Source organism: Pseudomonas syringae group sp. 26L6, from assembly GCF_032587815.1.
In the GTDB taxonomy this organism is placed as follows: domain Bacteria; phylum Pseudomonadota; class Gammaproteobacteria; order Pseudomonadales; family Pseudomonadaceae; genus Aquipseudomonas; species Aquipseudomonas amygdali.
Genome location: NZ_JAWHPJ010000053.1, coordinates 156,052 through 179,237, shown reverse-complemented (window position 1 = coordinate 179,237; position 23,186 = coordinate 156,052). Strand labels below are relative to the sequence as shown.

Annotated in this window: 26 protein-coding genes, 1 tRNA gene and 1 pseudogene; 14 read left to right on the top strand and 14 right to left on the bottom strand. The window is 58.9% G+C overall.

Annotation, left to right across the window (positions count from 1 at the left end; translation table 11 throughout):
* Positions 1-7: 7 nt before the first annotated feature.
* A complete protein-coding gene (gene queA, locus RYA97_RS21075) occupies positions 8-1,072 on the bottom strand; it encodes a tRNA preQ1(34) S-adenosylmethionine ribosyltransferase-isomerase QueA (RefSeq protein WP_004418793.1) in 1,065 nt (354 codons plus the stop codon).
* A gap of 117 nt (positions 1,073-1,189) precedes the next feature.
* On the opposite strand from queA, the gene RYA97_RS21070 reads away from it, so the two are divergent.
* Positions 1,190-1,274: transfer RNA gene (locus tag RYA97_RS21070), tRNA-Leu, on the top strand.
* A gap of 131 nt (positions 1,275-1,405) precedes the next feature.
* Here RYA97_RS21070 and RYA97_RS21065 read toward each other — a convergent pair.
* From RYA97_RS21065 to RYA97_RS21050, 4 genes are all read right to left on the bottom strand, one after another.
* Positions 1,406-1,621: a hypothetical protein gene (locus tag RYA97_RS21065; protein ID WP_371911674.1), complete on the bottom strand. Its 216-nt coding sequence runs from the start codon at positions 1,619-1,621 to the stop codon at positions 1,406-1,408.
* 286 nt (positions 1,622-1,907) lie between these two features.
* The gene (locus RYA97_RS21060) at positions 1,908-3,002 is read right to left on the bottom strand and encodes a type III effector (protein ID WP_225694434.1); all 1,095 of its coding nucleotides are present in this window, start codon (positions 3,000-3,002) and stop codon (positions 1,908-1,910) included.
* Positions 3,003-3,145: 143 nt separating this feature from the next.
* Entirely contained in the window at positions 3,146-5,455 is a 2,310-nt protein-coding gene (locus RYA97_RS21055; protein ID WP_005778291.1) for a type III effector HrpK domain-containing protein, read from the bottom strand.
* Positions 5,456-5,528: 73 nt separating this feature from the next.
* A complete protein-coding gene (locus RYA97_RS21050; protein ID WP_005735147.1) occupies positions 5,529-6,083 on the bottom strand; it encodes an RNA polymerase sigma factor in 555 nt (184 codons plus the stop codon).
* 243 nt (positions 6,084-6,326) lie between these two features.
* Here RYA97_RS21050 and sctW point away from each other — a divergent pair, with 243 nt between their 5' ends.
* The 13 genes and pseudogenes from sctW to RYA97_RS20985 form a co-directional block, all read left to right on the top strand.
* Positions 6,327-7,433 carry a type III secretion system gatekeeper subunit SctW gene (gene sctW, locus RYA97_RS21045; RefSeq protein WP_117139813.1) on the top strand — a complete coding sequence of 369 codons (1,107 nt, stop codon included), beginning with the start codon at positions 6,327-6,329 and terminating at the stop codon, positions 7,431-7,433.
* Entirely contained in the window at positions 7,430-9,517 is a 2,088-nt protein-coding gene (gene sctV, locus RYA97_RS21040) for a type III secretion system export apparatus subunit SctV (protein WP_054076889.1), read from the top strand. The genes sctW and sctV overlap by 4 nt, the downstream gene beginning before the upstream one ends.
* Positions 9,518-9,550: 33 nt before the next feature.
* A complete protein-coding gene (sctD, locus tag RYA97_RS21035) occupies positions 9,551-10,525 on the top strand; it encodes a type III secretion system inner membrane ring subunit SctD (protein WP_005778284.1) in 975 nt (324 codons plus the stop codon).
* Complete coding sequence (locus RYA97_RS21030; protein ID WP_005778282.1) at positions 10,522-11,871, top strand: FliI/YscN family ATPase; 1,350 nt, start codon at positions 10,522-10,524, stop codon at positions 11,869-11,871. Before sctD ends, RYA97_RS21030 begins: the two co-directional genes overlap by 4 nt.
* 2 nt (positions 11,872-11,873) lie before the next feature.
* Positions 11,874-12,320, top strand: a complete 447-nt coding sequence (locus RYA97_RS21025) for a YscO family type III secretion system apparatus protein (protein ID WP_117139814.1) — start codon at positions 11,874-11,876, stop codon at positions 12,318-12,320.
* 6 nt (positions 12,321-12,326) lie between these two features.
* Positions 12,327-12,899: a type III secretion system HrpP C-terminal domain-containing protein gene (locus RYA97_RS21020; RefSeq protein WP_054076886.1), complete on the top strand. Its 573-nt coding sequence runs from the start codon at positions 12,327-12,329 to the stop codon at positions 12,897-12,899.
* Positions 12,896-13,612, top strand: coding sequence for a type III secretion system protein (locus RYA97_RS21015; protein ID WP_117139816.1), 717 nt, complete (start codon positions 12,896-12,898; stop codon positions 13,610-13,612). The genes RYA97_RS21020 and RYA97_RS21015 overlap by 4 nt, the downstream gene beginning before the upstream one ends.
* On the top strand, positions 13,602-13,991 hold the full coding sequence (locus RYA97_RS21010) for a FliM/FliN family flagellar motor switch protein (protein WP_117139817.1): 390 nt from the start codon (positions 13,602-13,604) through the stop codon (positions 13,989-13,991). Before RYA97_RS21015 ends, RYA97_RS21010 begins: the two co-directional genes overlap by 11 nt.
* Positions 13,988-14,641: a type III secretion system export apparatus subunit SctR gene (sctR, locus tag RYA97_RS21005; RefSeq protein ID WP_005743314.1), complete on the top strand. Its 654-nt coding sequence runs from the start codon at positions 13,988-13,990 to the stop codon at positions 14,639-14,641. Before RYA97_RS21010 ends, sctR begins: the two co-directional genes overlap by 4 nt.
* A 7-nt stretch (positions 14,642-14,648) precedes the next feature.
* Entirely contained in the window at positions 14,649-14,915 is a 267-nt protein-coding gene (sctS, locus tag RYA97_RS21000) for a type III secretion system export apparatus subunit SctS (RefSeq protein WP_002552413.1), read from the top strand.
* Positions 14,916-15,710 (top strand): type III secretion system export apparatus subunit SctT, encoded by a 795-nt coding sequence (gene sctT / locus RYA97_RS20995; protein WP_117139818.1) that lies wholly within the window; start codon positions 14,916-14,918, stop codon positions 15,708-15,710.
* The gene (gene sctU, locus RYA97_RS20990; protein ID WP_054076883.1) at positions 15,707-16,786 is read left to right on the top strand and encodes a type III secretion system export apparatus subunit SctU; all 1,080 of its coding nucleotides are present in this window, start codon (positions 15,707-15,709) and stop codon (positions 16,784-16,786) included. Before sctT ends, sctU begins: the two co-directional genes overlap by 4 nt.
* 51 nt (positions 16,787-16,837) lie before the next feature.
* Positions 16,838-16,942, top strand: a pseudogene (locus RYA97_RS20985) (transposase domain-containing protein); the annotation flags it as partial.
* 89 nt (positions 16,943-17,031) lie between these two features.
* Here the strand turns inward: RYA97_RS20985 and RYA97_RS20980 are convergent.
* From RYA97_RS20980 to sctJ, 9 genes are all read right to left on the bottom strand, one after another.
* The gene (locus RYA97_RS20980) at positions 17,032-17,499 is read right to left on the bottom strand and encodes a hypothetical protein (protein ID WP_005772415.1); all 468 of its coding nucleotides are present in this window, start codon (positions 17,497-17,499) and stop codon (positions 17,032-17,034) included.
* Positions 17,500-17,856: 357 nt separating this feature from the next.
* Entirely contained in the window at positions 17,857-18,204 is a 348-nt protein-coding gene (locus tag RYA97_RS20975; protein ID WP_002552410.1) for a hypothetical protein, read from the bottom strand.
* A 2-nt stretch (positions 18,205-18,206) separates the two neighbouring features.
* Positions 18,207-18,410, bottom strand: coding sequence for an HrpT family type III secretion system protein (gene hrpT, locus RYA97_RS20970; RefSeq protein WP_002552409.1), 204 nt, complete (start codon positions 18,408-18,410; stop codon positions 18,207-18,209).
* On the bottom strand, positions 18,407-20,506 hold the full coding sequence (gene sctC / locus RYA97_RS20965; protein ID WP_005778267.1) for a type III secretion system outer membrane ring subunit SctC: 2,100 nt from the start codon (positions 20,504-20,506) through the stop codon (positions 18,407-18,409). Before sctC ends, hrpT begins: the two co-directional genes overlap by 4 nt.
* A gap of 1 nt (position 20,507) precedes the next feature.
* Positions 20,508-20,939 carry a type III secretion system protein HrpG gene (locus RYA97_RS20960; protein ID WP_005778265.1) on the bottom strand — a complete coding sequence of 144 codons (432 nt, stop codon included), beginning with the start codon at positions 20,937-20,939 and terminating at the stop codon, positions 20,508-20,510.
* Entirely contained in the window at positions 20,926-21,150 is a 225-nt protein-coding gene (locus RYA97_RS20955) for a type III secretion protein (protein WP_002552406.1), read from the bottom strand. Before RYA97_RS20955 ends, RYA97_RS20960 begins: the two co-directional genes overlap by 14 nt.
* Before the next feature lie 83 nt (positions 21,151-21,233).
* Positions 21,234-21,815 (bottom strand): type III secretion system stator protein SctL, encoded by a 582-nt coding sequence (sctL, locus tag RYA97_RS20950; protein ID WP_005778263.1) that lies wholly within the window; start codon positions 21,813-21,815, stop codon positions 21,234-21,236.
* Positions 21,816-21,850: 35 nt separating this feature from the next.
* Entirely contained in the window at positions 21,851-22,378 is a 528-nt protein-coding gene (locus RYA97_RS20945; protein ID WP_010201825.1) for a hypothetical protein, read from the bottom strand.
* A complete protein-coding gene (gene sctJ / locus RYA97_RS20940; RefSeq protein ID WP_010201826.1) occupies positions 22,378-23,184 on the bottom strand; it encodes a type III secretion system inner membrane ring lipoprotein SctJ in 807 nt (268 codons plus the stop codon). The genes RYA97_RS20945 and sctJ overlap by 1 nt, the downstream gene beginning before the upstream one ends.
* Between the last annotated feature and the right edge of the window lie 2 nt (positions 23,185-23,186).

Here is a 23,186-nt window from a genome sequence, read left to right as displayed (position 1 = left end):
GTGCGACTCATGCGTGATCCTCTGGTGCCGATTCCTGTGGGGCCGTCGGCGCGGGATTGCGGGTGATGAACATCGCATCACCGTAACTGAAGAAGCGGTAGCCGTGCTCGATGGCCGCAGCGTAAGCCGCCATCGTCTCGGGATAACCGGCGAACGCCGAAACCAGCATCAACAGCGTGGATTCAGGCAAATGGAAATTGGTCACCAAGGCATCGACCACATGAAATGGCCGCCCCGGATAGATGAAGATGTCGGTGTCGCCGCTGAACGGTTTCAGTTCGCCATCACGCGCGGCACTCTCCAGCGAGCGGACGCTGGTGGTCCCGACGGCAATCACCCGCCCGCCTCGCGCACGGCATGCGGCCACGGCGTCGACCACGTCCTGGCCAACTTCCAGCCACTCGCTGTGCATGTGGTGATCTTCGATCTGCTCGACGCGCACCGGCTGGAACGTACCCGCGCCGACGTGCAGCGTGACGAACGCAGTCTCGACGCCCTTGGCGGCGATCGCCTCCAGCAGCGGCTGATCGAAATGCAGGCCGGCAGTTGGTGCAGCCACAGCGCCTGCACGCTGCGCGTAAACAGTCTGATAGCGCTCACGGTCCGCGCCCTCATCCGGGCGGTCTATATAAGGAGGCAACGGCATATGGCCGACACGCTCCAGCAACGGCAGAACCTCTTCGGCAAAGCGCAGCTCGAACAGCGCGTCATGCCGCGCAACCATCTCGGCCTCGCCACCGCCATCGATCAGAATCGACGAGCCAGGCTTGGGCGACTTGCTGGAACGCACATGCGCCAGCACACGATGGCTGTCCAGCACGCGCTCGACCAGAATCTCCAGCTTGCCGCCGGACGCCTTCTGCCCGAACAGCCGCGCGGGAATCACACGGGTATTGTTGAACACCATCAAATCGCCCGGGCGCAAATGCTCAAGCAAATCAGTGAATTGACGATGTGCCAGCGCGCCAGTCGGCCCGTCGAGGGTCAACAGACGACTACTACGACGCTCGGCCAGTGGATGGCGAGCAATCAGGGAATCGGGGAGTTCGAAGGTAAAGTCAGCGACGCGCATGATCGGGTTCGTTTAGCAGGGCCGGGAAGTTTATCCGGTTTGGCGGCATTAGTAAAAAACCTGCGTAAATCCCTGTTGACCAACGGAAAACTCATCCTTATACTTCGCCGCCATTGAGCCCTGATGGCGGAATTGGTAGACGCGGCGGATTCAAAATCCGTTTTCGAAAGAAGTGGGAGTTCGATTCTCCCTCGGGGCACCACCTTTAAAAAAGACCTTGAATTTCAAGGTCTTTTTTTCGTCTGGTGGAAAGTGGTCTGACATAATCCGCGATCTCCCCCTATTAACTGAGAATCAGGCTCGAAGCACGAAATAACACGTTCGGCCGCGTTGCTACTTTTTAGCGGCAGAGGGCACGCTGCCGTGGTATTTGTCAGTGTTGTTGTCGTTATCAAGATCGCGATCAGTTCCGCCGAAGGCCGCATCGGTGTGATGGTCGTTGTCCATATCCTTGTCATTGCCACCAAATGCAGCGTCAGTGACGTTGTCGTTATCCAGGTCCTTGTCGTTACCACCACACCTGGCATCGGTACTGTTTTCGTCGTCCATATCACAATCGTTTACAGCGTACGCAGGTAACGAAGTACCTACCATGGTCAACACAAGCAGAAGGCCGCCGATCTTTGCAGTCAGAGCGTTATACACACGCATCAAGGTGTGATCCGTCAGTCAGACCGTCTGACCGTACTTCGTTTACGAGACGCTCTGACACCGTCTAATCCCGAACGTTTGCGCAGTGCAGTTTTACAGTACCGAACTCTATGACCTGTTTTCTTGAAAATTAATCATTGGCAGAGCGATGAGTTTTTTATTGCTTAACGTACGGATCGATACATTATCTTCGTGGAGGCATGCCTTTAGACGACGCGACGCTTCTGGCTTGCCTGACCACCTTTGGCGCCTGTCGGGCGACCGTCTTGACGCCTTCGGCACCCAGCGACATTGCAACACCAACAGCTTCAATTTCCATCTGCAACGCACGCCGTGGATCGTCACTATTCAACTTGTCGCTCACTCGTCGGGCGAACGCCTCATCAAGCACCGACTTTTCCTGCTGATAGCGGCCTCCTTCAAGCGGTGAGACGTTCGGCAACTGATCAGCAAGACGTTTCTGCAGACGGCTTGTCGTGTGGGTCAGAACGTTCTCGGCGGTTTCACGCGTAACCTTGCCGGCTTCAGCTGCCATTGCAAGGGTGAATGAATATGTTCGCTCTACCGCACTGCGATCTTTGGCAAACCGGCTGTCCTCCGCCAAAATGGCTGCGCCGTTAGACCACGGGTCCATGACGATGGGCGAAGAGCCAGCGCTGGAATTATCCGTTTCAGCCCAGACGTGATCTTTTCCGGGCTGCTCGGCCAAATGAATCTTTTCGCGGGGACTACGCCCGCTTTCCTGAGCCAGGGCCCCGTAAGCGAAGCTTGCTATACGAGCATGTTCGCCACAGTTGCCAGCGCCAAACACCTGCCCTGACATGGCGACAAGAACATGCCAGTTCATCTCATCATTCCCGGGCATCGGCTCATGGCCAGCGCGCTCGGCATCTTTTCTCAAGCGCTTTGCAGCGACTGCGCGAGCGCCGCTTTGCAGGTGGGTACGTTGTGCATCCACATCAATGTTGCCCCTGCCGAAGGGCAACGCGCGGCGTGCTTCACGCACCGCTTCGTCTGCCGGAACCAGAGCCTTGATACTGTCTTCATCCAGTGGACGTCGGTCGAGCCGACGTAACAGCAGGTAACCGGGCAATGAAGATGGCGTGTCAGAAATGGCCTGCCCTGTAGAAGAAACGGGTGGCAAGCGTGTCTTGACTGATGAGTAAGGGTAGTTCGGTCGCACTTGAGTCGAACCGGCTTCAGGACGTTCTGTTTGTGAACTGCAAGAAGCGGGGTTCTGGGCCGATGATGATTGAACAGCCTTTTCAGTGGTTTCCACGCTAGGGCCTGGCGCGGGCAGGCTGTGACCAGCACTGTGAATTCTCATATGTTCCTCACTGATTGCGGGCGCTCATCGCACCCGAAAAAGCTCATTACGGCCAACACAGGAACGACCGATCTCAACGCTCTCGTCACTGTCAATCAATGCGCCTTGGCAATCCCGAACTGGTCCAGCACCGGGTCAACGTTATGATCGAACGCCTTCTGCGCCTTATGCTTCTTGACCGCATCAATGATCGCGGAGATACCAAAGCCCAGGGCCATGGCGCCGTCGATGGCCCAGCCGATAACCGGGATTGCAGCACCCAGCGCTGCGCCTGCGGCAAGCCCTGTGGCTTCACCGGCAACCAGACCGACAGCGCGGCCGATCATCTGTCCGCCCAGACGACCAAGGCCGGCGGACGCCTCGCGACCCATCATTTTCGCGCCGGTGTCTATGCCGCCCTTGATTGCCTCCGCGCCCAACCTGGAGCTGTCGATGATGCTCTGAGCCGCGCCCAGCTTGTCACCGCTGGCGAGCCTGTCAGACACTGACGCAAAGCCCATGACCGAGTTGAATGCCTTGCCTCCGATACCTTGCTCGGCGAGCTGCGCGGCCAGCGAAGGACCGCCCTCTTCATCGGTCTTGCCCTCCAGCAACTTGCGGCCTTTTTTGGAGTTCTGCAGCTCGGACAAGGTGCTGGCCGTGTAACTCTCACGCTCACCATTAACGAAATCAGCGGGCAGCACGCTTTCATACGCCGCTTTCTGGTTATCTGCGGTTTGCAGAGACTCACCAGCGTCAGACTTTTTCTGACCAAGCAGTTGTTTCAGAGCGCCCCCCTCGCTGAAGTTGCGAACGTAGGAATCGGCAATCTTCGTTTGCACTTCATCAGGCTGGTTGTTGAATACTTGCTGGGCAGTGGGCACCTGGGCATCGGGAAACAGGTCTTTTTGCAGTTGCAGTTGAGCCGACAGGCCGGTAATGGCGCCGCTGTAATCGGGGTTGGGGTTGTGTTTGTCGACGGCCTTGTCCGCGGTTGCCAGGTCGGTTTGCAAGGCTTTTCCGCTGTTGACGTTTTGAGCCTGCTCAGTCACGGCCTTCTGCAGTGCCGAATCGCTGCGAACCAGGCTGCGCTCCTGTTCGGGAATGCTTTTGTTGAGGTACTCCTGAACATCGGGATCGGCTTGCAACTGAGCGATTCGCTCGTTAAGGCCCGCCTCGGTCTTCTCGGTATTGCGCAAATCCCGCCCGGCTATCACGCTCTGCTGGGTCTGCTGCAACTTGATCATCACAGCGGCCTTCTGCGCGCCGGTGTAAGCCTTGGGCTTCTCGAAAACCTGAGCATTGAGTTTGCTGATATCGATACCGGATACCGAATTCAACGTCGCGGCGTCGCTGAGCATGCTGGCGAACTGGCCACCATTTTTGGGGGCGCTCTTCCTGATCCACTCGCTCATATTGGACGCATCGAACACCTGGTCGGGGCTATGTGCAGCCTTCTTGCGCCCGGTCAGACCGGCTTCATCCACCTGGCTGAGGAAGCCCGCCTGTGACCACATGTTGGACGACTGTTTGAGCGTACCTGACAACCCTGGGTTACTTTTAATCAGCGCTTTCAGACCCTCGGCGCTGACATTACCATCGACATCGGTTTTGTCCGGCGCCCCAACGGCATGATGAGGGTCGGCTGCCGTCGCCAACGGCATATTGGCGCGCATCACCGCTGCGCTGCGCACCATTTCAAGGGATTGAGGATCAGCGCCGGGGTTATCTTCCATGTACTTTGCCAAGTCCTTGTCGGCATTGTCGGCCGCCTTCTCCATATTTTTGGCGAACGCCTTGAGGTCTTTGTTGGTGATTTTGCCATCCGCATTACCGCCATCCTTGCCGACGTCCACCGCCGTCTTCAACGCAGGGTTGGCGTTGATGAACGCCATCGCCTTGTCAGCGTTGGGGCCGTGCTCTCTGGCCATCCAGGCGGCCGCAATCGGCCGGTTGAGTTCTTTGGCCGCCTGCTCGCGTTCTTCGGGCGGCAGATGGGCGACCATCGGATCCCAGCGCTTGAGGGCCTCGGGCGAAGAGTATTCGGAGTTGTCGAGAAACGCGGCATCGGTAGCGCTGGGAGCATTTGCCGGGCCGGAGGCAGACGCCGCAGGTGACGCGCTGGCTGTTGACAAGACCGATGTCATTGGGGACACCTGATCACTGTCCTGATCAACGCTGGAGGTGCTTTCGCTATTACTGCTGCGAGTCAGCAGACTCATCAGCGATGAGCCACTTTGCTCGGCATCAGAAAAGAAAGATGTATTGTCGTTGGCCTGGCCGAACTGCACAAAGGCCTGATCACCACCTGCGCTGCTCTGCGTGAGCGAGGCTTTGGCTAATGGCGTCTCAGCAGCCAGTTCGCCAGAGGTGGGTTGATTCACGATGCTGCCGAGGGCAGGACTGGGAGAACTGGATATACGCATGGTTGCCATCCAAGTGGTGAGGGATGGCAACTGTGTGGTTTTGCGTGCGAGTTGGTTCCAGACAGATATCCACTCAGGCGAACGGGTCAATCTGCTGCTTCAATTGCACCCGTGCCCGGGACAGTCGCGAGCGCACAGTGCCAATCGGAACGCCGAGCGTGTTCGCCGTATCCTGATAATTGCCATCCATCTCCAGCGACACTTCCAGGACCTTTTGCATGTTCGACGGCAAGCAATCAATGGCTGCGATGACGCGTGCCAATTGCCTGTGCCCGTCTACCTGATGAGTGATATCGCCATTCCATTCCAGCTCTGAATGAACGTCGTCTTCCCAGCTTTCCTGATAGGGCTGGCGATACATTTTGCGGAAGTGATTACGGATCAGGTTCAACGCAATACCACACAACCAGGTCTGCGGCTTGCTGGCATGTTGAAACTTGTGCTCGTTGCGCAGGGCCTCCAGAAATACGCATTGCAAGATGTCATCGACATCATCCGGGTTCATTACGCGCTTCTGAATGAACGCTCTGAGCATCTGTATCTGATCAGCCGTCAGTTGACGGATACCGGCAGACGAAGAGTCCTGGCGTGGCTGGGTTGCATCAAGGATCACTAGGTTCGGAAACATGGGCTTACCTTAATTTAATGGTGTGCAAGCCCTATAGCGATAACCGTGCCAGCCAAAATACTTATTTAAGTTACTGATTTATATAATTATTTTAAAATTTGTAATTCTTTGTAATACATTTTTTTGCGCAACGCCGTTTTTATCACTACAGCTTTTGGCACAAACGCGTCAGCCCCTTTTACAAGGGAACCGAATCCTGGCCAGGCCCCACTCAGCGGTCATGACCAGGCTCAGAACCGTCCTATGAAAATCGTCGCCCCGCCTATATTGCCAACCCACACGGTCACGCCGATTCGCGCCGTCACGCCCGCTGCGCGAGCGATTCCCGGGACCCTGTCGTCGGAAAAAGGCACGTCATCGCAACAGGTCTCGCGCTTCGCCGCAGCACTGGTGCGAAACAGCCGGATACTGCGCCAGCGCGAACTGATCGCAAGCAGAAATGCACTGCAATCACGGGCCGTCAAACTGGGTGAGCTCTATCAGTTGTTGATGAGCGCCAACGATACCGGTCTGGATAACGCCGCGAGGCTGCTGCGCAAAAAACTGCTGCAAGAGAACGGCACAGAACTGGAACAGGTTCTGGAATTTGCCGATGGCGATGCGGCCAAGGCCCACGTGGTGCTGCAAGCGGCACGCAAACAGGCTGAGGAAGATGGCGCTGAAGGCGAGTACGTGGCGCTCACCCAAACGCTGAAACAGTTGCGACGCAAGTTCGGACCACACGCCCGGGCAGGCATTAATACTGCCAGGGCGTTCGGGCGGCAGAACGTCGACAACAAACGCCGTGCCGCGTTGCGCAACCTTTATGGCGTAGCGGTTTCCGGACAACCAAACGTGACCGGCCTGATTGAAGCCTTGATCAACGAGCAGGAAGAGACCGGAGACTTCGACCTCAACCTGCGCGACATGCGCAGAGCCATTGCCGACGATCTCTCGGCGATTACCCCTTCGGCATCTCATGAACAGCTGCGCACGTTGATGCACGGGCTGACCACAGCACGGCACGTGACGACGTTGTTGCGCGGTTGTGAACACCTGCTTGGGCGCATGCGCAACAAGAACCCTGACCTGAAGGTGGATCCGCCAGCCTTTCTCAAACACTTGCTGACCCTGACGGCCAATGGAATGAACGTGAACCAGACCCTGCAACTGACTCAACACATCGGCGGTGCCAGGCTCAAGAACCAGCTGGCATTTCTCAATGGCTTGCGGCCGATGCTGATGCAATTGCCCATCCTGCTCTGGAAGGACATGAAAAGCCGCCAGGCTGCGCTGAATAACCTGCTCACCCTGATGGCAGAACTGACTCAACAGGAACAGAAGCAGCTTTTTGAGGGGCTTGCCGGATGAATCAAGTCATCAACTTTCTGAACATGATTGCCCTGTCGGCCATGCGCCGGTCAGAGCTGGTTGGCGCATTCTTCGTCATCGCCATTGTCTTCATGATGATCACCCCCCTGCCCACCGGGCTGGTTGATGTGTTGATCGCGGTGAACATCTGTATCTCGTGCCTGCTGATCATGCTGGCGATGCATTTGCCAAGACCGCTGGCATTCTCGACCTTTCCGGCCGTGCTGTTGCTGACCACCATGTTTCGTCTGGCGCTGTCGATTTCCACCACACGATTGATCCTGCTCAATCAGGACGCCGGGCACATTGTCGAAGCCTTCGGCCAGTTCGTGGTGGGTGGCAACCTGGCGGTGGGCCTGGTGATCTTTCTGATCCTGACAGTGGTCAACTTTCTGGTTATCACCAAAGGTTCGGAACGGGTCGCCGAGGTCGGCGCGCGGTTCACGCTGGACGCCATGCCCGGCAAGCAGATGTCCATCGACAGTGACTTGCGCGCCAACCTGATAACCGTCCAGGAGGCGCGCAAGCGCCGCGCCGAGCTGAACAAGGAAAGTCAGCTGTTCGGTGCCATGGACGGCGCGATGAAGTTCGTCAACGGTGATGCCATTGCCAGCCTGATCATCGTTGCCATCAATATGATCGGCGGTATTTCCATCGGCGTGTTGCAGCACAACATGAGCGCGGGCGATGCGTTGCAGCTGTACACCGTGCTGACCATCGGTGACGGCCTGATTGCACAGATCCCGGCGCTGCTGATCTCCGTAACCTGCGGCATGATCATCACCCGCGTACCCAATACCGAGGCTGGCGCGGAGGCCAACATTGGCCGTGAAATCGCCGAACAGATTACCAGCCAGCCCAAGGCATGGATCATCGCCGCAGTGGCCATGCTCGGCTTCGCGGCTTTGCCGGGTATGCCCACGGGGGTGTTCATCACCATCGCGATCATCTGCGGTGCCGGTGGCATGCTGCAGTTGCAACGGGCAAAACCCAAGCCCGACGAACAACGCGCCACTGCCGTCGCCCCGGAAATGAACGGCAAGGAAGACCTGCGTACCTTCTCACCCAGCCGGCAGTTCGTCCTGCAATTTCACCCTGGCCAGGACAGCGCACAGATCGAGGCACTGATCAGCGAAATACGTCGGCGACGCAACCGTCTGGTAGTGCAATACGGTCTGACCCTGCCGTCGTTCATCATTGAACATGCCGATCATCTTCCTCCGGACGAGTTTCGCTTCACCGTCTACGACGTCCCCATGCTCAAGGCGACATTTACCCAGTCCCATGTCGCCGTGGACGCCCGCCAACTGGGTGGTGAAAACCTCCCGGCGGCGATTCCGGGCAATACCGACCGCCAGGAAGATCAATGGGTGTGGTTGCCTGCCGAGCAATGCGGTGAGCTGAACCCGGTCAGCGCCATGACCCTGATCGTCGAACGCATGGAACGCGCATTGCAGTCCTGCGCGCCGCAGTTCATCGGCTTGCAGGAGACCAAAGCCATCCTCAGCTGGCTGGAATCCGAGCAGCCGGAGCTTGCACAAGAGATACAGCGAGTGCTCACGCTGACGCGCTTCTCGGCGGTTCTGCAACGTCTCGCGTCGGAGCGCGTACCGCTCAGAGCCATACGGCTGATCGCCGAGACCCTGATCGAGCATTGCCAGCATGAACGCGATACCAACGTGCTGACCGACTACGTGCGCATCGCGCTCAAATCGCAGATCTACCACCAGTATTGCGGTGCCGAAGGCCTGCAGGTGTGGCTGCTCACGCCGGAAAGCGAGGGCTTGCTGCGCGACGGTCTGCGCCAGACACAGACCGAAACGTTCTTCGCACTGAGTAACGAGATCAGCCAGATGCTCGTGCAACAAATGAATATCGCATTCCCGGTGCGCGCGCCCGAACAGGCGGTACTGCTGGTAGCGCAGGACCTGCGCAGCCCGCTGCGGACCTTGTTGAGGGAGGAGTTCTATCACGTTCCCGTACTGTCTTTCGCAGAAATCAGCAACGCGGCCAAGGTCAAGGTAATGGGTCGCTTCGACCTTGAAGACGATCTTGAGCCAATGGACAACGAGCACGCAGCTTGAGCCTTTCAGGCTTGAGCAAAGGGAGACTTTCAGATGTTTGAATTACGCGTACTGAACGGTCAGCACCAAGGCGCAGCCTTGCCACTGGTGGGCGAGCAATGGTCGATTGGCTCTGCCGCGCAACACGATCTGGCACTGGACGACGCGGGTGTGGAAAGCCTGCACTGCCGCCTGCAACGCTTGGACGACAGCTGGACACTGAACGCTGAAGAAGGCGCGGTGTGCGACGAAGAAGGTAACGCCCGGCCCGGTATTGACCTGACACTCAACACTGCATTCTTGCTGGGCTCAGTGTGGCTGTGCGTTTCGCCCGCAGGCGATGAGTGGCCTTCAGTGCCAGCGGTCATCCCGAAACAGCCACAGGCCGACCCCGAGCCCGCGCGCAATGATGTGCCGCTGAAAAAGGTCAAGTCGCGCTCGCAATTTCTCAACCGCACCACAGGGATCATCGCCGGCTTGCTGGTAGGTGTCATCGGCAGCGCCTGGAGCCTGACCCGTCCGCCCGCCATTGCAATGGACCAAGGCCCCGGCCACATGGCCTCGGTCACAGCAGAGGCACCGGTAGAGACATCTCCTACACCGGCAAAGATCATCAAACCCGCGGCCGATAAACGCATACGTCTGACCAGCGCGGATGCGGTCCGCCATCAGTTGGGCACCATGCTCAGCGACCGACTGCTGACCGATGTCAGCGTGGAAGAAACAGCCGAGGGACTGGTGCTTAACGGTGATCTCAAAGAGGAATCCCTGCTGGTCTATCAACGCATGCTGCAGCGTTTCAAGGACCGCTATGAATCGCCGGTGACGGTATTCGACAACGTCGCCAGTACACGCAGCGCCCTGCCCTTCGTGGTGGTTCAGATCATGACCGGCCCGCATGCGCACCTGGTGACTGCAGACGGCCGCCGTATCTATGTGGGTGACGAAGTGGATGGCCTGCGCCTGACGCGAATCGACAATCAGCGCCTGCAATTCGACGGCAATCGGCACATTGAGGTGAACTGGTGAATGCTGCACTGAGCCAGTGGAAAGACGCCCACGCAGCGCGCTTGCGTGACTACAGCGCCGTGCGCGTCAGTGGCCGGGTGAGTGCAGTGCGCGGGATTCTGCTGGAATGCAAGATTCCTGCGGCCAAGGTGGGCGATCTTTGCGAGGTGAGCAAAGCCGACGGCAGTTTTCTGCTGGCTGAAATCGTCGGTTTCACTCAGGAATGTACGCTGCTCAGTGCCCTGGGCGCACCCGACGGAATTCAGGTCGGTGCTCCGATCCGCCCGCTGGGCATTGCCCACCGGATTGGCGTTGACGACAGTTTGCTGGGCTGTGTTCTGGATGGCTTCGGACGTCCGCTGCTCGGTGATTGCCTCGGTGCTTTTGCCGGACAGGATGATCGTCGCGAAACACTGCCGGTGATCGCTGACGCCTTGCCGCCCACCCAGCGCCCGCGCATCACCAACGCCCTGCCCACCGGGGTACGCGCCATCGACAGCGCCATCCTTCTGGGCGAGGGTCAACGTGTGGGGCTGTTCGCCGGTGCTGGCTGTGGCAAGACCACACTGATGGCCGAACTGGCCCGCAACATGGGCTGCGATGTCATCGTCTTCGGGCTGATCGGCGAACGGGGCCGCGAGCTGCGCGAGTTTCTCGACCATGAACTGGACGAAACCCTACGCGCCCGCTCGGTGCTGGTCTGTGCCACCTCCGATCGTTCAAGCATGGAGCGCGCACGCGCAGCGTTCACCGCGACCGCTATCGCCGAGGCATTCCGCGCACGAGGCCAGAAAGTGCTGTTGCTGCTCGACTCCCTGACCCGGTTTGCCCGTGCGCAGCGGGAGATAGGGATTGCCTCGGGCGAACCGTTGGGGCGTGGCGGCCTGCCACCCTCGGTTTACACCTTGCTGCCACGCCTGGTCGAGCGCGCCGGCATGAGTGAGAACGGCTCGATCACCGCCCTCTATACCGTGCTGATCGAGCAGGACTCGATGAACGATCCGGTGGCGGATGAAGTGCGTTCACTGCTCGACGGGCACATCGTGCTGTCCCGCAAGCTGGCCGAGCGCGGGCATTACCCCGCAATTGACGTATCCGCCAGCATCAGCCGGATCCTCAGCAATGTTACCGGCCGCGAACACCAGCGAGCGAACAATCGTCTGCGCCAGCTACTGGCTGCCTACAAGCAAGTGGAAATGCTCCTGCGGCTGGGCGAATACCAGGCCGGTGCAGACCCGGTGACCGATTGCGCGGTGCAACTGAATGACGACATCAACGCCTTTCTGCGCCAGGACCTGCGTGAGCCGGTGCCCTTGCAGGAAACCCTGGACGGGTTGTTGCGGCTCACTTCCAGACTGCCGGAGTGACCATGGACGACACACTGGAAGACGACCCACAGCGCGCGGCACTGGAACAGGTGATCGGCTTGCTGACGCCGCTGCGCCAGCATCGTCAGGCGAGCGCTGAACGGGCTCATCGCCACGCGCAGGTGGAACTGAAATCGATGCTCGACCACTTATCAAAAACACGGGCATCGCTGGATCAGGAACGTGACAACCACAAGCGGCGTCGCGAGGGCCTGTCTCAGGAATACCTGGAAAAGGCCATCAGCCTGAACGATATCGACCGATGGCATGAGAAAGAAAAACACATGCTCGACCGCCTGGCCTGTATTCGGCAGGACGTGCAGCAACAGCAATTGCGGGTAGCCGAACAGCAGGCGTTGCTTGAGCAGAAGCGCCTGCAAGCCAAAGCGTCTCAGCGCGCGGTCGAGAAACTCGCCTGCATGGAGGAGACGCTCAACGAAGAAGGTTAAGTGACGATGACCGCACCGATCAAACACCCGGCCAAAGCGCCAACGGCACCACCCGTAGTGCATGCCACACCGCCTTCTGCGCCCGCGCAGCGCGCACCGGACAAGGCTGATGACAAGCCACCGGCTTTTGGCAGCACAACGCGTACCGACGTGCCGAAGGTCCGCTTCGCACAAAACCGTTCGGCGACAGAGACACCGGAGAGCGCCGACGGCCTGTTCTTTTCCCAACTGCTGATACCTCAGGTCGGCGAAGAGCCTGATCAGCAAGGCTTCGGCGGCAGCAGCATCGCCCTGCCCGTGCACGCCGAAAATGTACCCACCCCATTGATCGACGAGCTGGCGCAGCGCTTGCCCGAACAGCCCGCCGGCCCGCTGGCGTTTACCCTGCTGATGCCCAGCCTGGGGACAGTACGCGTCAATGCCGAAAAAACCGAACACCGTTGGAGCATCCAGCTGGGCTTCGCCCGTCGCGACGTTCTGAAACGTTTGCAGGGTCATACCGGCGCATGCCGTGATTCACTGTCGCGGGCACTCGGCCATGACGTTGAGCTGGACATGCATGAAGATCTTGCAGCATGAGCGCGCTGCGTCTGCGCAAGGTCGATGCCCTGCTGGCTCAGGCCACGCGTGAGCTGGGTGCCGGTCAGAGCCTGGGCTTCAGCGCTGCAGGTCAGGACGCCGAACTGACCCTGTTGCCACTGCTTGCCGACACAGGCGAACCGGCAGGTGCTGTCTGGCTGAGCACAGCCATCGGGCCCCTGTTGCTGAGCGACGCCGAAGCGCTGCTCAGCCTGCTGGGCGACATCCCCCTTACGCTCGGGGGCGAGCAACAAGCTTGGTACTGGCAGCTGTTCAATCAACGCCTGAGCCCGACTGTTGCCCGACTGCTGGCACCGATCGAACCCCTGCACAACAAACCGCAAGCACCCACCCTGGGCTGCCGGGTTCAGATACGGCGTGGTGATGAGCAGCTTCACGCGCACTTGCATGCCACGCCCGACACACTGCTCAGGCTGCTGCGATCAGCGTCCTGGCAAGCCCGCACGCGCACTGTGGATGAATCCTGGTCAGTGGCCAGCCCCCTGATCATCGGTGAAATGTCGCTGACCCTGGAACAAATCGCCTCGCTGCGCCCCGGTGACGTGGTGCTGCCCGCCCGCTGCCAGTTCGACAGCGCCGGACAAGGGTTCCTGAGCCTGGCAGGGCGGCAATGGGCGGCGCAGACCGACCAGCACGCGCAGCGTCTTTTTTTGCGGCTCAGTCATGAGGAGCACCGCCACCATGAGTACTGAAGATCTGTATCAGGAAGATGTCGAGATGCTCGACGACTATGAAGACCCGTCGACTGAACAGCACTGGTCCGAAGAAGAAGACGGCGAGCCATCCGGGTATGCGACGGCCGAACCGGACGATCACGCAGCGCAGGAAGAACAGGACGAGCCCCCGGCACTCGATTCGCTGGCACTGGACCTGACCCTGCGTTGCGGCGAGCTCAGGCTGACCCTCGCCGAACTGCGCCGGCTGGATGCCGGGACCATCCTTGAAGTCATCGGCATTTCGCCGGGGCACGCGACACTGTGCCATGGCGAACAGGTGGTGGCCGAGGGCGAGCTGGTGGATGTCGAGGGCCGGCTCGGTCTGCAGATTACCCGCCTGGTGACACGCTCATGATCATGGAGGGCGTAAACCCGATCATGCTGGCGCTGTTTCTTGGCTCGCTGTCACTGATCCCCTTTCTGTTGATTGTCTGCACCGCCTTTCTGAAAATCGCCATGACCCTGCTGATCACCCGCAACGCAATTGGCGTTCAGCAGGTGCCGCCGAACATGGCGTTGTACGGCATTGCCCTGGCCGCCACGATGTTCGTCATGGCCCCGGTGGCCCACGATATCCAGCAGCGCGTGCATGATCACCCGCTGGAAATGAGCAGCGCCGACAAGTTGCAGAGCAGCCTCAAGTTGGTAATCGAGCCGCTGCAACGCTTCATGACCCGCAACACCGACCCGGATGTCGTCGCCCATCTGCTGGAGAACACCCAGCGCATGTGGCCCAAGGAAATGGCCGATCAGGCCAACAAAAACGACCTGTTGCTGGCGATTCCGGCCTTTGTGTTATCGGAGTTGCAGGCCGGTTTCGAGATCGGCTTTCTGATCTACATCCCCTTCATCGTCATCGACCTGATTGTTTCCAACCTGTTGCTCGCACTGGGCATGCAGATGGTCTCGCCGATGACCCTGTCGTTGCCGCTCAAGCTGCTGCTGTTCGTGCTGGTGTCGGGCTGGTCCCGCCTGCTCGACAGTCTCTTCTATTCCTATATGTGAGGCGGCCATGGAAGCGTTGGCGTTGTTCAAGCAAGGCATGTTTCTGGTCGTCATCCTGACCGCTCCGCCGCTGGGTGTCGCTGTGCTGGTCGGGGTGCTCACCTCGCTGCTGCAGGCACTCATGCAGATTCAGGATCAGACGCTGCCCTTCGGCATCAAGCTCGGGGCGGTCGGGCTGACCTTGGCCATGACCGGCCGCTGGATCGGCGTCGAGCTGATTCAGTTCATCAATATGGCCTTCGACCTGATTGCACGGTCCGGGGTCAATCACTAAATGCCCTTCGACGCCCACGAAGCGTTCCAATTCATGCTGGGCATGGGTCTGGCGATGGCGCGCCTGCTGCCGTGCATGCTTCTGGTGCCAGCCTTCTGTTTCAAATACCTGAAAGGCGCGCTGCGCTATGCGGTAGTGGCCGTGCTGGCGATGGTCCCGGCCCCCGCAATCAGCCGCGCGCTGGGTTCCCTTGACGATAACTGGTTTGCCATCGGCGGCCTGATGATCAAAGAGGCGGTACTGGGCACGCTATTGGGGCTGTTGCTGTATGCGCCGTTCTGGATGTTTGCCTCGGTCGGCGCCCTGCTCGACAGTCAGCGCGGGGCGCTCAGCGGTGGCCAGTTGAACCCGGCCCTCGGTCCGGACGCCACACCGCTGGGCGAGTTGTTTCAGGAAACCCTGATCATGCTGGTGATTCTCACTGGCGGTCTTTCACTCATCACTCAGGTCATCTGGGACAGCTACAGCGTCTGGCCACCGACTGCCTGGCTGCCGGGCATGACCGCAGGCGGTCTGGACGTCTTTCTGGAACAGCTCAACCACACCATGCAACACATGCTGTTGTATGCCGCGCCCTTCATTGCCCTGCTGCTGTTGATCGAAGCCGCGTTTGCGATCATCGGCCTGTATGCACAGCAACTGAACGTATCGATTCTGGCCATGCCAGCCAAAAGCATGGCCGGCCTGGCCTTTCTGTTGATCTACCTGCCAACGCTGCTGGAGCTGGGCACCGGTCAACTGTTGAAGCTGGTTGATCTGAAGTCGCTGCTGGCGCTTCTGGTGCAAGTGCCGTGAGTGAAAAAACCGAAAAGGCTACCCCCAAACAGATACGTGACGCTCGCGAAAAAGGTCAGGTGGGGCAGAGTCAGGACCTTGGCAAACTGCTGGTACTGATGGTCGTCAGTGAAATCACCCTGGGCCTGGCCGATGACAGCGTCGACCGGTTGCAGGCCTTGCTCGCACTGTCTTTCAAAGGTATTGACCGGAGCTTCGCTGCATCCGTCGAGCTGATCGCCAGCGAAGGCCTTTCCGTGTTGCTCAGCTTCACGTTATGCAGCGTCGGCATGGCCATGTTGATGCGCCTGGTCAGCAGCTGGATGCAGATCGGCTTTCTGTTCGCGCCCAAGGCCTTGAAGCTGGACATCAACAAGATCAACCCCTTCTCGCATGCCAAGCAGATGTTTTCCGGGCAGAACATCCTCAACCTGCTGCTCAGTATCCTCAAGGCTGTTGCCATTGGCGCGACCTTGTACATGCAGGTCAAGCCCGCGCTGGGCGCTCTTATCCTGCTGGCCAACAGCGATCTGACGACGTACTGGCACGCATTGGTCGAACTCTTTCGCCATATTTTGCACGTGATTCTGGGGTTGCTGCTGGTCGTCGCCATGGTCGACTTCGCCATGCAGAAATACTTTCACGCCAAGAAGCTGCGCATGAGCCACGAGGACATCAAAAAAGAATACAAACAGTCCGAAGGCGATCCTCATGTCAAAGGCCATCGTCGACAACTGTCCCATGAAATCCTCAACCAGGAGCCCAGCGCCGCCCCCAATCCGGTGGAGGAAGCAGACATGCTGCTGGTCAACCCGACGCACTACGCGGTGGCGCTGTATTACCGGCCAGGCGAGACGCCTCTGCCGCTGATTCATTGCAAGGGTGAGGATGAAGAAGCCCTGGCGCTGATTGCTCGGGCCAAAAAGGCCGGTATCCCGGTGGTGCAGAGCATCTGGCTGACAAGAACGCTGTACCGCGCCAAGGTGGGCAAATACATCCCTCGCCCCACGCTGCAAGCTGTCGGGCACATCTACAAAGTGGTTCGCCAGCTGGATGAAATCACCGATGAAGTGATTCAGGTTGAGGTGGAGCTTTAAGCTGGGAGCTGCAAGCCGGAGCCTCCATCGCCAGCGCTGCACTCAACGTAGCTCAATCGGCATGATCCGTACACTTATCTGAAGGATGTCCTCACATACCTACCGACGCCGCAGCCGAGTGAAGTTGATCAACTGCTGCCGCATAAGCGGATGCCGTTTCAGTCATGCAAGACGGAGTTGCTGAACGCTCGCGGTTCAGGGAATGGCGTGAGGCGAAGAACGAGCGACGGCTCCCATTATCGGCATCACCCTGGGCAGCTCAACTGTTCAGGGTGAAGTTCAATGGAAAAGAGCGTGCTGTCCCTGGCCAGGTAACTATGCTCCTGGTGAAACTTGAACCTGCGCATCATAGCCAGCAACTGCGGTTCCTTGCAGGCCAGTTGGTCCAGACCAAGACGTATTCTCGCCTCCATGCTGGCCTTGCGTTCCTCGGAGAGGCTGCTAGCTGGCAAGTCGATCCTGTAGCGGTAGAAGATCGTGTCACCGTACCTCAAACCCACGTACTCAAGGGTGGTAATTGCATCCAGTTGCTTTGGCAGGGTCGCGTCCAACTGGGCGAGGCGCTCGACAAGCAGAGCCTGTTGGGCCACCTTCTCCTGCTCTGCCTTGAGCGAGAAATAGCGCCCAATCCCGGCAACCAGGAGCACCGCAGCGATACCCAGGTAGAAATTACGCGGGTTGCGCCGCTTCTTCGGCGCCAGCTTAATCAACATCTTGAATGACTCGTCCTGAGCATGAAAAAGCCCCTAACGAAACCAGGAGCTACGGGTAAAAACGACATAGTTTGACACAGTACCTCAGGGGGAGCACTCGGCTAATCCCCGGGCGGCGGGGGGGGGGTTATCAGGCGAGCACTGCGTGAGCTATCTGCCCAAGCCTGAACTGACTTTGACGCGCTGCGGCTCCGAATCGAGAAACCAGGAAAAACCTCTAAGTGCCAACCGGTTTCATCACGCAAGGTGTGATGCCCGGACGCTTAACGCTTACCTTGTAGCTTGCCTCTTTCAGTTGCCCCAAAAAAAGACCGCCTCCTCTGCAGGGGCGGTCTTCTTTCATGCTGGCCGAATTGCCTAAGCCAGGTGTTCCAGGCCTGCCAGCATCAACTCATGTCGCCGTATGTCATCCAGGTTGGTGACGGCATCCGGCGCGTCGCTTACGGCATGCCACACTACAAAATCACGCTGTACATCCAGAAACAGAAAGTAGTTACGGAACCGCTCGGCCTCTGAGAACCTCATTTGCAGCGCCTCTCTCAGTTGCTCGGGACGCAGCGCACGCCCTTCGATGTGCAGCGCGATGCCCCAGTCATGATGCTCACGCCTACTGACGAAGGACACTCCGTTTGCCACCGGCCAGACAGCAGGGCTCTGGGCAGCGACGTTGTAGTAGAACGCCGCTTTTTCCTTTACCTCAATCATTTCTAATCCTTTAACTTCACGACTGTGTAATCCCGCTCGTGGTCCTGGTCGTCCAGACCGTCGCGCATGTCCGGCGGCCACCAGATGACCAGTTCGCGGTTTGTGGAGTCCGGACGTTTGCAGGCAACTCCCGTACAGCCATGGGTGGCACACCCCGACAGGGTAGCGAACAGCACCAGCACAACTGCAATGCTACTGATCTTCATGGTTTCGCTCCCTTGAGCAGTGATGGCCGACTCTCTTTCGCCATTTTCGATATCTGTGGCTGGCGCACAGCGATATACACCTCGCTCTCTTCGCCCGGTTGCAGCCAGGCGTGAGGCCAGGCGGCAACGCCGATGACCCAGCGACCGCCGCAGCGGCTCTCGTCGATACGTACCGGTTTGTCGGTATTGTTGTGCGCCACGACAACCGCAACACCCCAATCCTTTCTGGCGTACCACTGCGAACGTTGACCGTCGAGCGTCAGTCCCGCGCCCGGATCACAAAGGCTATCGGTTTCAAATGGCAGTGTTTCGCCGGTACGCATACCCACGGGGGCAGTTCCATCGACCATCTGGGTGAAGACCTTCTGGACATCGCCTCGGGTCGGCAACTCTCCACCGTCGCGTCGCTCCTTGATCCTTTTCATCTGATCATCGACGTCATGCGGGTTGCCGTTTTGCACATAGCGAGCCGGGTTGACCTGATCACCAATCAGCCGCGGCGTCAGAATGAACAGACGTTCGCGCTGGCTCAGTTCACGGCTGCGGGACTGGAACAACAGCTTGCCGATGTAGGGAATGTCGCCCAGCAAGGGAATCTTGTGGACCTTGTCATTGGCTTCCAGCCCGTGGAAACCGCCGATCACCAGCGAACCATGTTCGGCGATGACGGCCTGGGTGCTGACGTTGCCTTTGCGCACACTGGGTTGCGTATCGTTGATATCGGAGATATCGATCTGGCCGTCTTCAATGTCGACAATCAGTTGCACCTGAGGCTTGCCATCGTGGTCCAGTGAACGCGGGATTACCTGCAGACTGGTCCCGGCGGTGATGGGCTCGATATTGGCGACGCGTTCTGACGTCGCCGTGATGTATTCAGTCCGGCTGAAGTCAATGACAGCCGGCTGATTCTCCAGGGTAAGAATGGATGGGTTGCCGATCACGGACGCTGAACCGTTGCCTTCCAGCGCATGCAACTCTGCAGAAAACTTGCCCGCGTTCTGAATGAACATCGTCGAACTGGTGCCCGCGTCGAACAGGTTGACGCCACCGCCGACGCTGCCTGCGTTGAAATTCCAGCGGCTGGAGAGCTCCGCCAGCTCGTTGCGATCAATGTCGAGGATCACCGCATCGATTTCGATCAGGTTGCGTGAGACGTCCAGTTCCTTGATGAGTTTCTCGTACATCGGCTTGCGCGACGGCAAGTCATAAATCAGTACCGCGTTGTTGCGCACATCGGCTGTTACACGAATGTTCGCGCGGCCACCGGAACGGCTTTTCCCGGATTTCTTGCTGCCGCTGCCATAGCTCAACACCCGATCAAGGCCCTGTTGCAAGGCGCCGGTATCGATGCCGCTGGAATCCAGAGGCAGGCTTTGAGTGTCCGCGCCGCCACCCGCGAGTCCGGCATTTGCGCCACCGTGCCCCAGCAGGTTGATGCCATTGATGGCTTCGCCGCGAGAACGCGTGTCGAGCAAATCCTGAAGAATGCTGGCGACACCCGCTACTGTCAGTTGTTGATCACGATAACGAATGGTCCGGTCCGACGCGTTGGCGTATTTGAGCGGAAACACAACAATGTCTTGCTTGTCGCCCTTTTCCGGCGTCTCGACTTTTTTGCTGTAGTCACGAACCAGTTCTACGTATTTTGCCGGGCCGCGAACCAGCACCACACCCTCGTTAGGTAGGACGCCCCAGCCAAAGCGTTTATCCAGCAGGCCTACATCGGTCAACGCCGTCTGCAAGTCATCTACCGCATCGGATGAGACTTCTACGCGCGCCGAGGTGTGTTCGCTGGACGGGCTGACGTAGAGCGTGTCGTTATAGACAAACCACTGGAAGTGGTATTCCTGACCAAGCCGGTCGAGAAACTCTTCCGGGCTCTGGGCACGAATCCGGCCATCGAGCGTTCCTGGAATGGACGGCATGTCCAGCGCCATGCCGAACTCTTTGGCAAAGTCAGCCAGCGCCGTGGTCAGTTCAGTCTGCCGGGCGTCGTAGGCGTAAGCCGTGTGTTTCCAGGCTTCGGGGGTGACCGCCCATGTAACAGGGGTCAACCCGATCAACAATAAAGGCAACCACATCAAGGCCTTGCGCATTTCAAACTCCCGGTTGCCGGTGATTGAGGGTCGTGCGCCCGGATATCGCGGGCGTCATGTCGCCAATGGTGGTCTGCATCAGGCTGAGCAAGGCCGCACGCTGATTGGCCAGGCTTTCAAGGCGATCGAGTAGATCGGCGAGGTTGCAGGGGTTGGGTATCCAGGTGACCAGGACCATGCAGCGGGTCTGCGGATCAATGGCGAAGGCGCCATCACAGGCACACGCAAGGCTGGCACCCCCGTGGCTGAGCAACGCCTCGATGCGTTGGGAGTCATTGGCATCGTAGGGATCGAGCAGCTCAATGCTGCAACGTACTCCATGACCAACCACTTCCAGGCGGACGTTGGCGTCGTCGACCCAGCAGTCCAGCGCAGTCGCTGGACGCTGATCACACCACTGGCCGACGACCTCAGCGAACTCACTGAAATCCATCGATGACATTTTTGGTCATTTTGTAGCCGGCTTGCTGGCACTGGTCAGCGATGTTGGAACTGACAGCGGCTTGCTGACTTGCCTCACCGAAGGCATCAATGTCATCGGCAGTGAAATGTCCGTTGCCACCCTCAAGCACGTCATCCACGTCGGACAAGGCGCGATTCAGCGTGCTGTCGAGGTTATTTTGCAGAGATTTGAAACTTATCATGTCCTTTTACTCCAGCAGGAAGGTTCAAACCTTGAGTGGAGCAAACGGCTGGAGCGGTTCCATTTTCGGCGCAAGAGCCTGTTTCAGGCAGACGAGTCACGGCCTGCCAGCCCGTTGCGCAGCGTCGCCCAATCGATGTCGAACGCGCCATTGGCATCGCTCAGAAGCAGGCGTTCGGTGGTCAGCGATGGGTCGCGCTTGAGCTGCCAGTATTGGGCAAACCGGCTGTCAGCCAGCCACTCGGCGACCGGCTCGGCCATGTCGGGATGAACGCTGAGGGTCGCCGCCGCTTCGTTGAGCTGACTGGCCGCGAGATTTTTCACCAGTGCCCTGGCGCGCTCGGCCAGCGTCGTGTCGTCAAGCAGGTGCCGAAGCGACTCGCTGAGCAATTCCTCTACGGCAGCCATTGCTTGCTGCTGTAACACTTCACGCTGCACCTGCAGTTCACCGAGGAACGCATTGGCGTTTTCCCAGAAACTGGCCAGCGCCTGCTGATGCACAAGGTCGGCCTTCTGTTGTTCGAGAACCAGCATTTGCTCTGCCTGGCGCTGCGCGTCGGCTAGAACATCGCGAGCCAGCAGGCTGTTGGCAATGTCTTCACGACGCAGCACAGGTTCAGGCAGAAGCGCAGTGGCAGTCAGCGTAATACTGCGTTTGGCGAGCATGGGGAATTCCTGATACAGAGCGAACCGGATCGAATTCAAACCGCCGTGACACGCCATAAAATGGCCTGCCACAACGTCTGAAGTTTATTCTCGGGTGCCTCGCACGGGGTGTCGGGAAGCTCATCTGGCGCCCAGGCCAGACGCAATCGCGACCAATACTCAGGCCCCAGCCAGGCCCCCAACAGCAAGCGAGGGTCTTCGTTGGCAAGTTCCAGCCAGACGCCGGGGCGCAGCGCTTTGGTCAGCGCCCAGCACCATTGCCCGTCAGCGCCATCGCTTTCATTTCGGCAAAAGCAGATGCGCCGGGCCAGATCCAGCGCCCGTTCACGCTGTAAAGGTGTCAGCACCAGCCAGCGCAACACCGGCTCAGCAGGCATCGGCGGTTGATCGGGTTCAATGCCGACACTCTGCAAAAATACGCTGTGACGACTGGCCATCAGCCCATCACAGTCACTGAGTGTCAGTCCGCAGTTCAAGGCAAAACGGCTTTGCCAGTCCGGATGCGCAAACTGCCAGGGGTTGCACCACCATTGAACCCAGTGGTCCTCGGCAATCAGCTCCATCAGGCACGCGCCGGTACGGTTGAGCGACTCCGCGCGCCGAACCCGATCTGCCGAAGCAGCGCGGCACGCCAGTCACTGCGCAGCAGCAGCGCAATAATCAGCAGCAATACAACAACACCGGCCGGTACCAGCCAAAGCATCAGGTGCCAGAACGGCAACTCTTCGCTGTCGAGCTTGAACGGTCCGAAGCTGGCCCATTGCGTCGTTTCCTGAAACTCGGTGGCCGGTACAAAAACGATGGAAAATTTCTTCGATTCTGCCGATTGCGCAGACATGCCGGGGATGCTGCTGGCGACCATCTGCTGAATACGCCCACGCACACTGTCCGGGTCCAGCGCAGCCGAGTGCTTGATGAATACGGCCGCGGAAGCAGGTTGCACCGGCTCGCCCGGAGCGATGCGCTCCGGCAGCACCACATGCACTCTGGCCACGATGACACCGTCTATCTGCGACAACGTGGCTTCAAGCTCCTGAGACAGGGCATAGATGTAGCGGGCACGCTCTTCGAGAGGAGTCGAGATGACCCCTTCTTTCTTGAAGATGTCGCCCAGACTAGCGCGCGACTGGCGTGGCAGGCCGGCAGCGTTAAGCACACGTACGGCGCGGTTCATGTCGCTGGTTGCGACCGTAACCACGACACCGGTCTTTTCAAGGCGCTTGCGCGCATCGATGTGCTGATCCGCAAGGCGTGCAACCACCTCGTTGGAGTCCTGCTCGGACAAGCCAGTGAAAAGATCGGTTTCATCACTGCACCCGCCAAGCAACAACATGCAAAACAACAGCAGCCCTGCGCTCAGAAATTTCACGA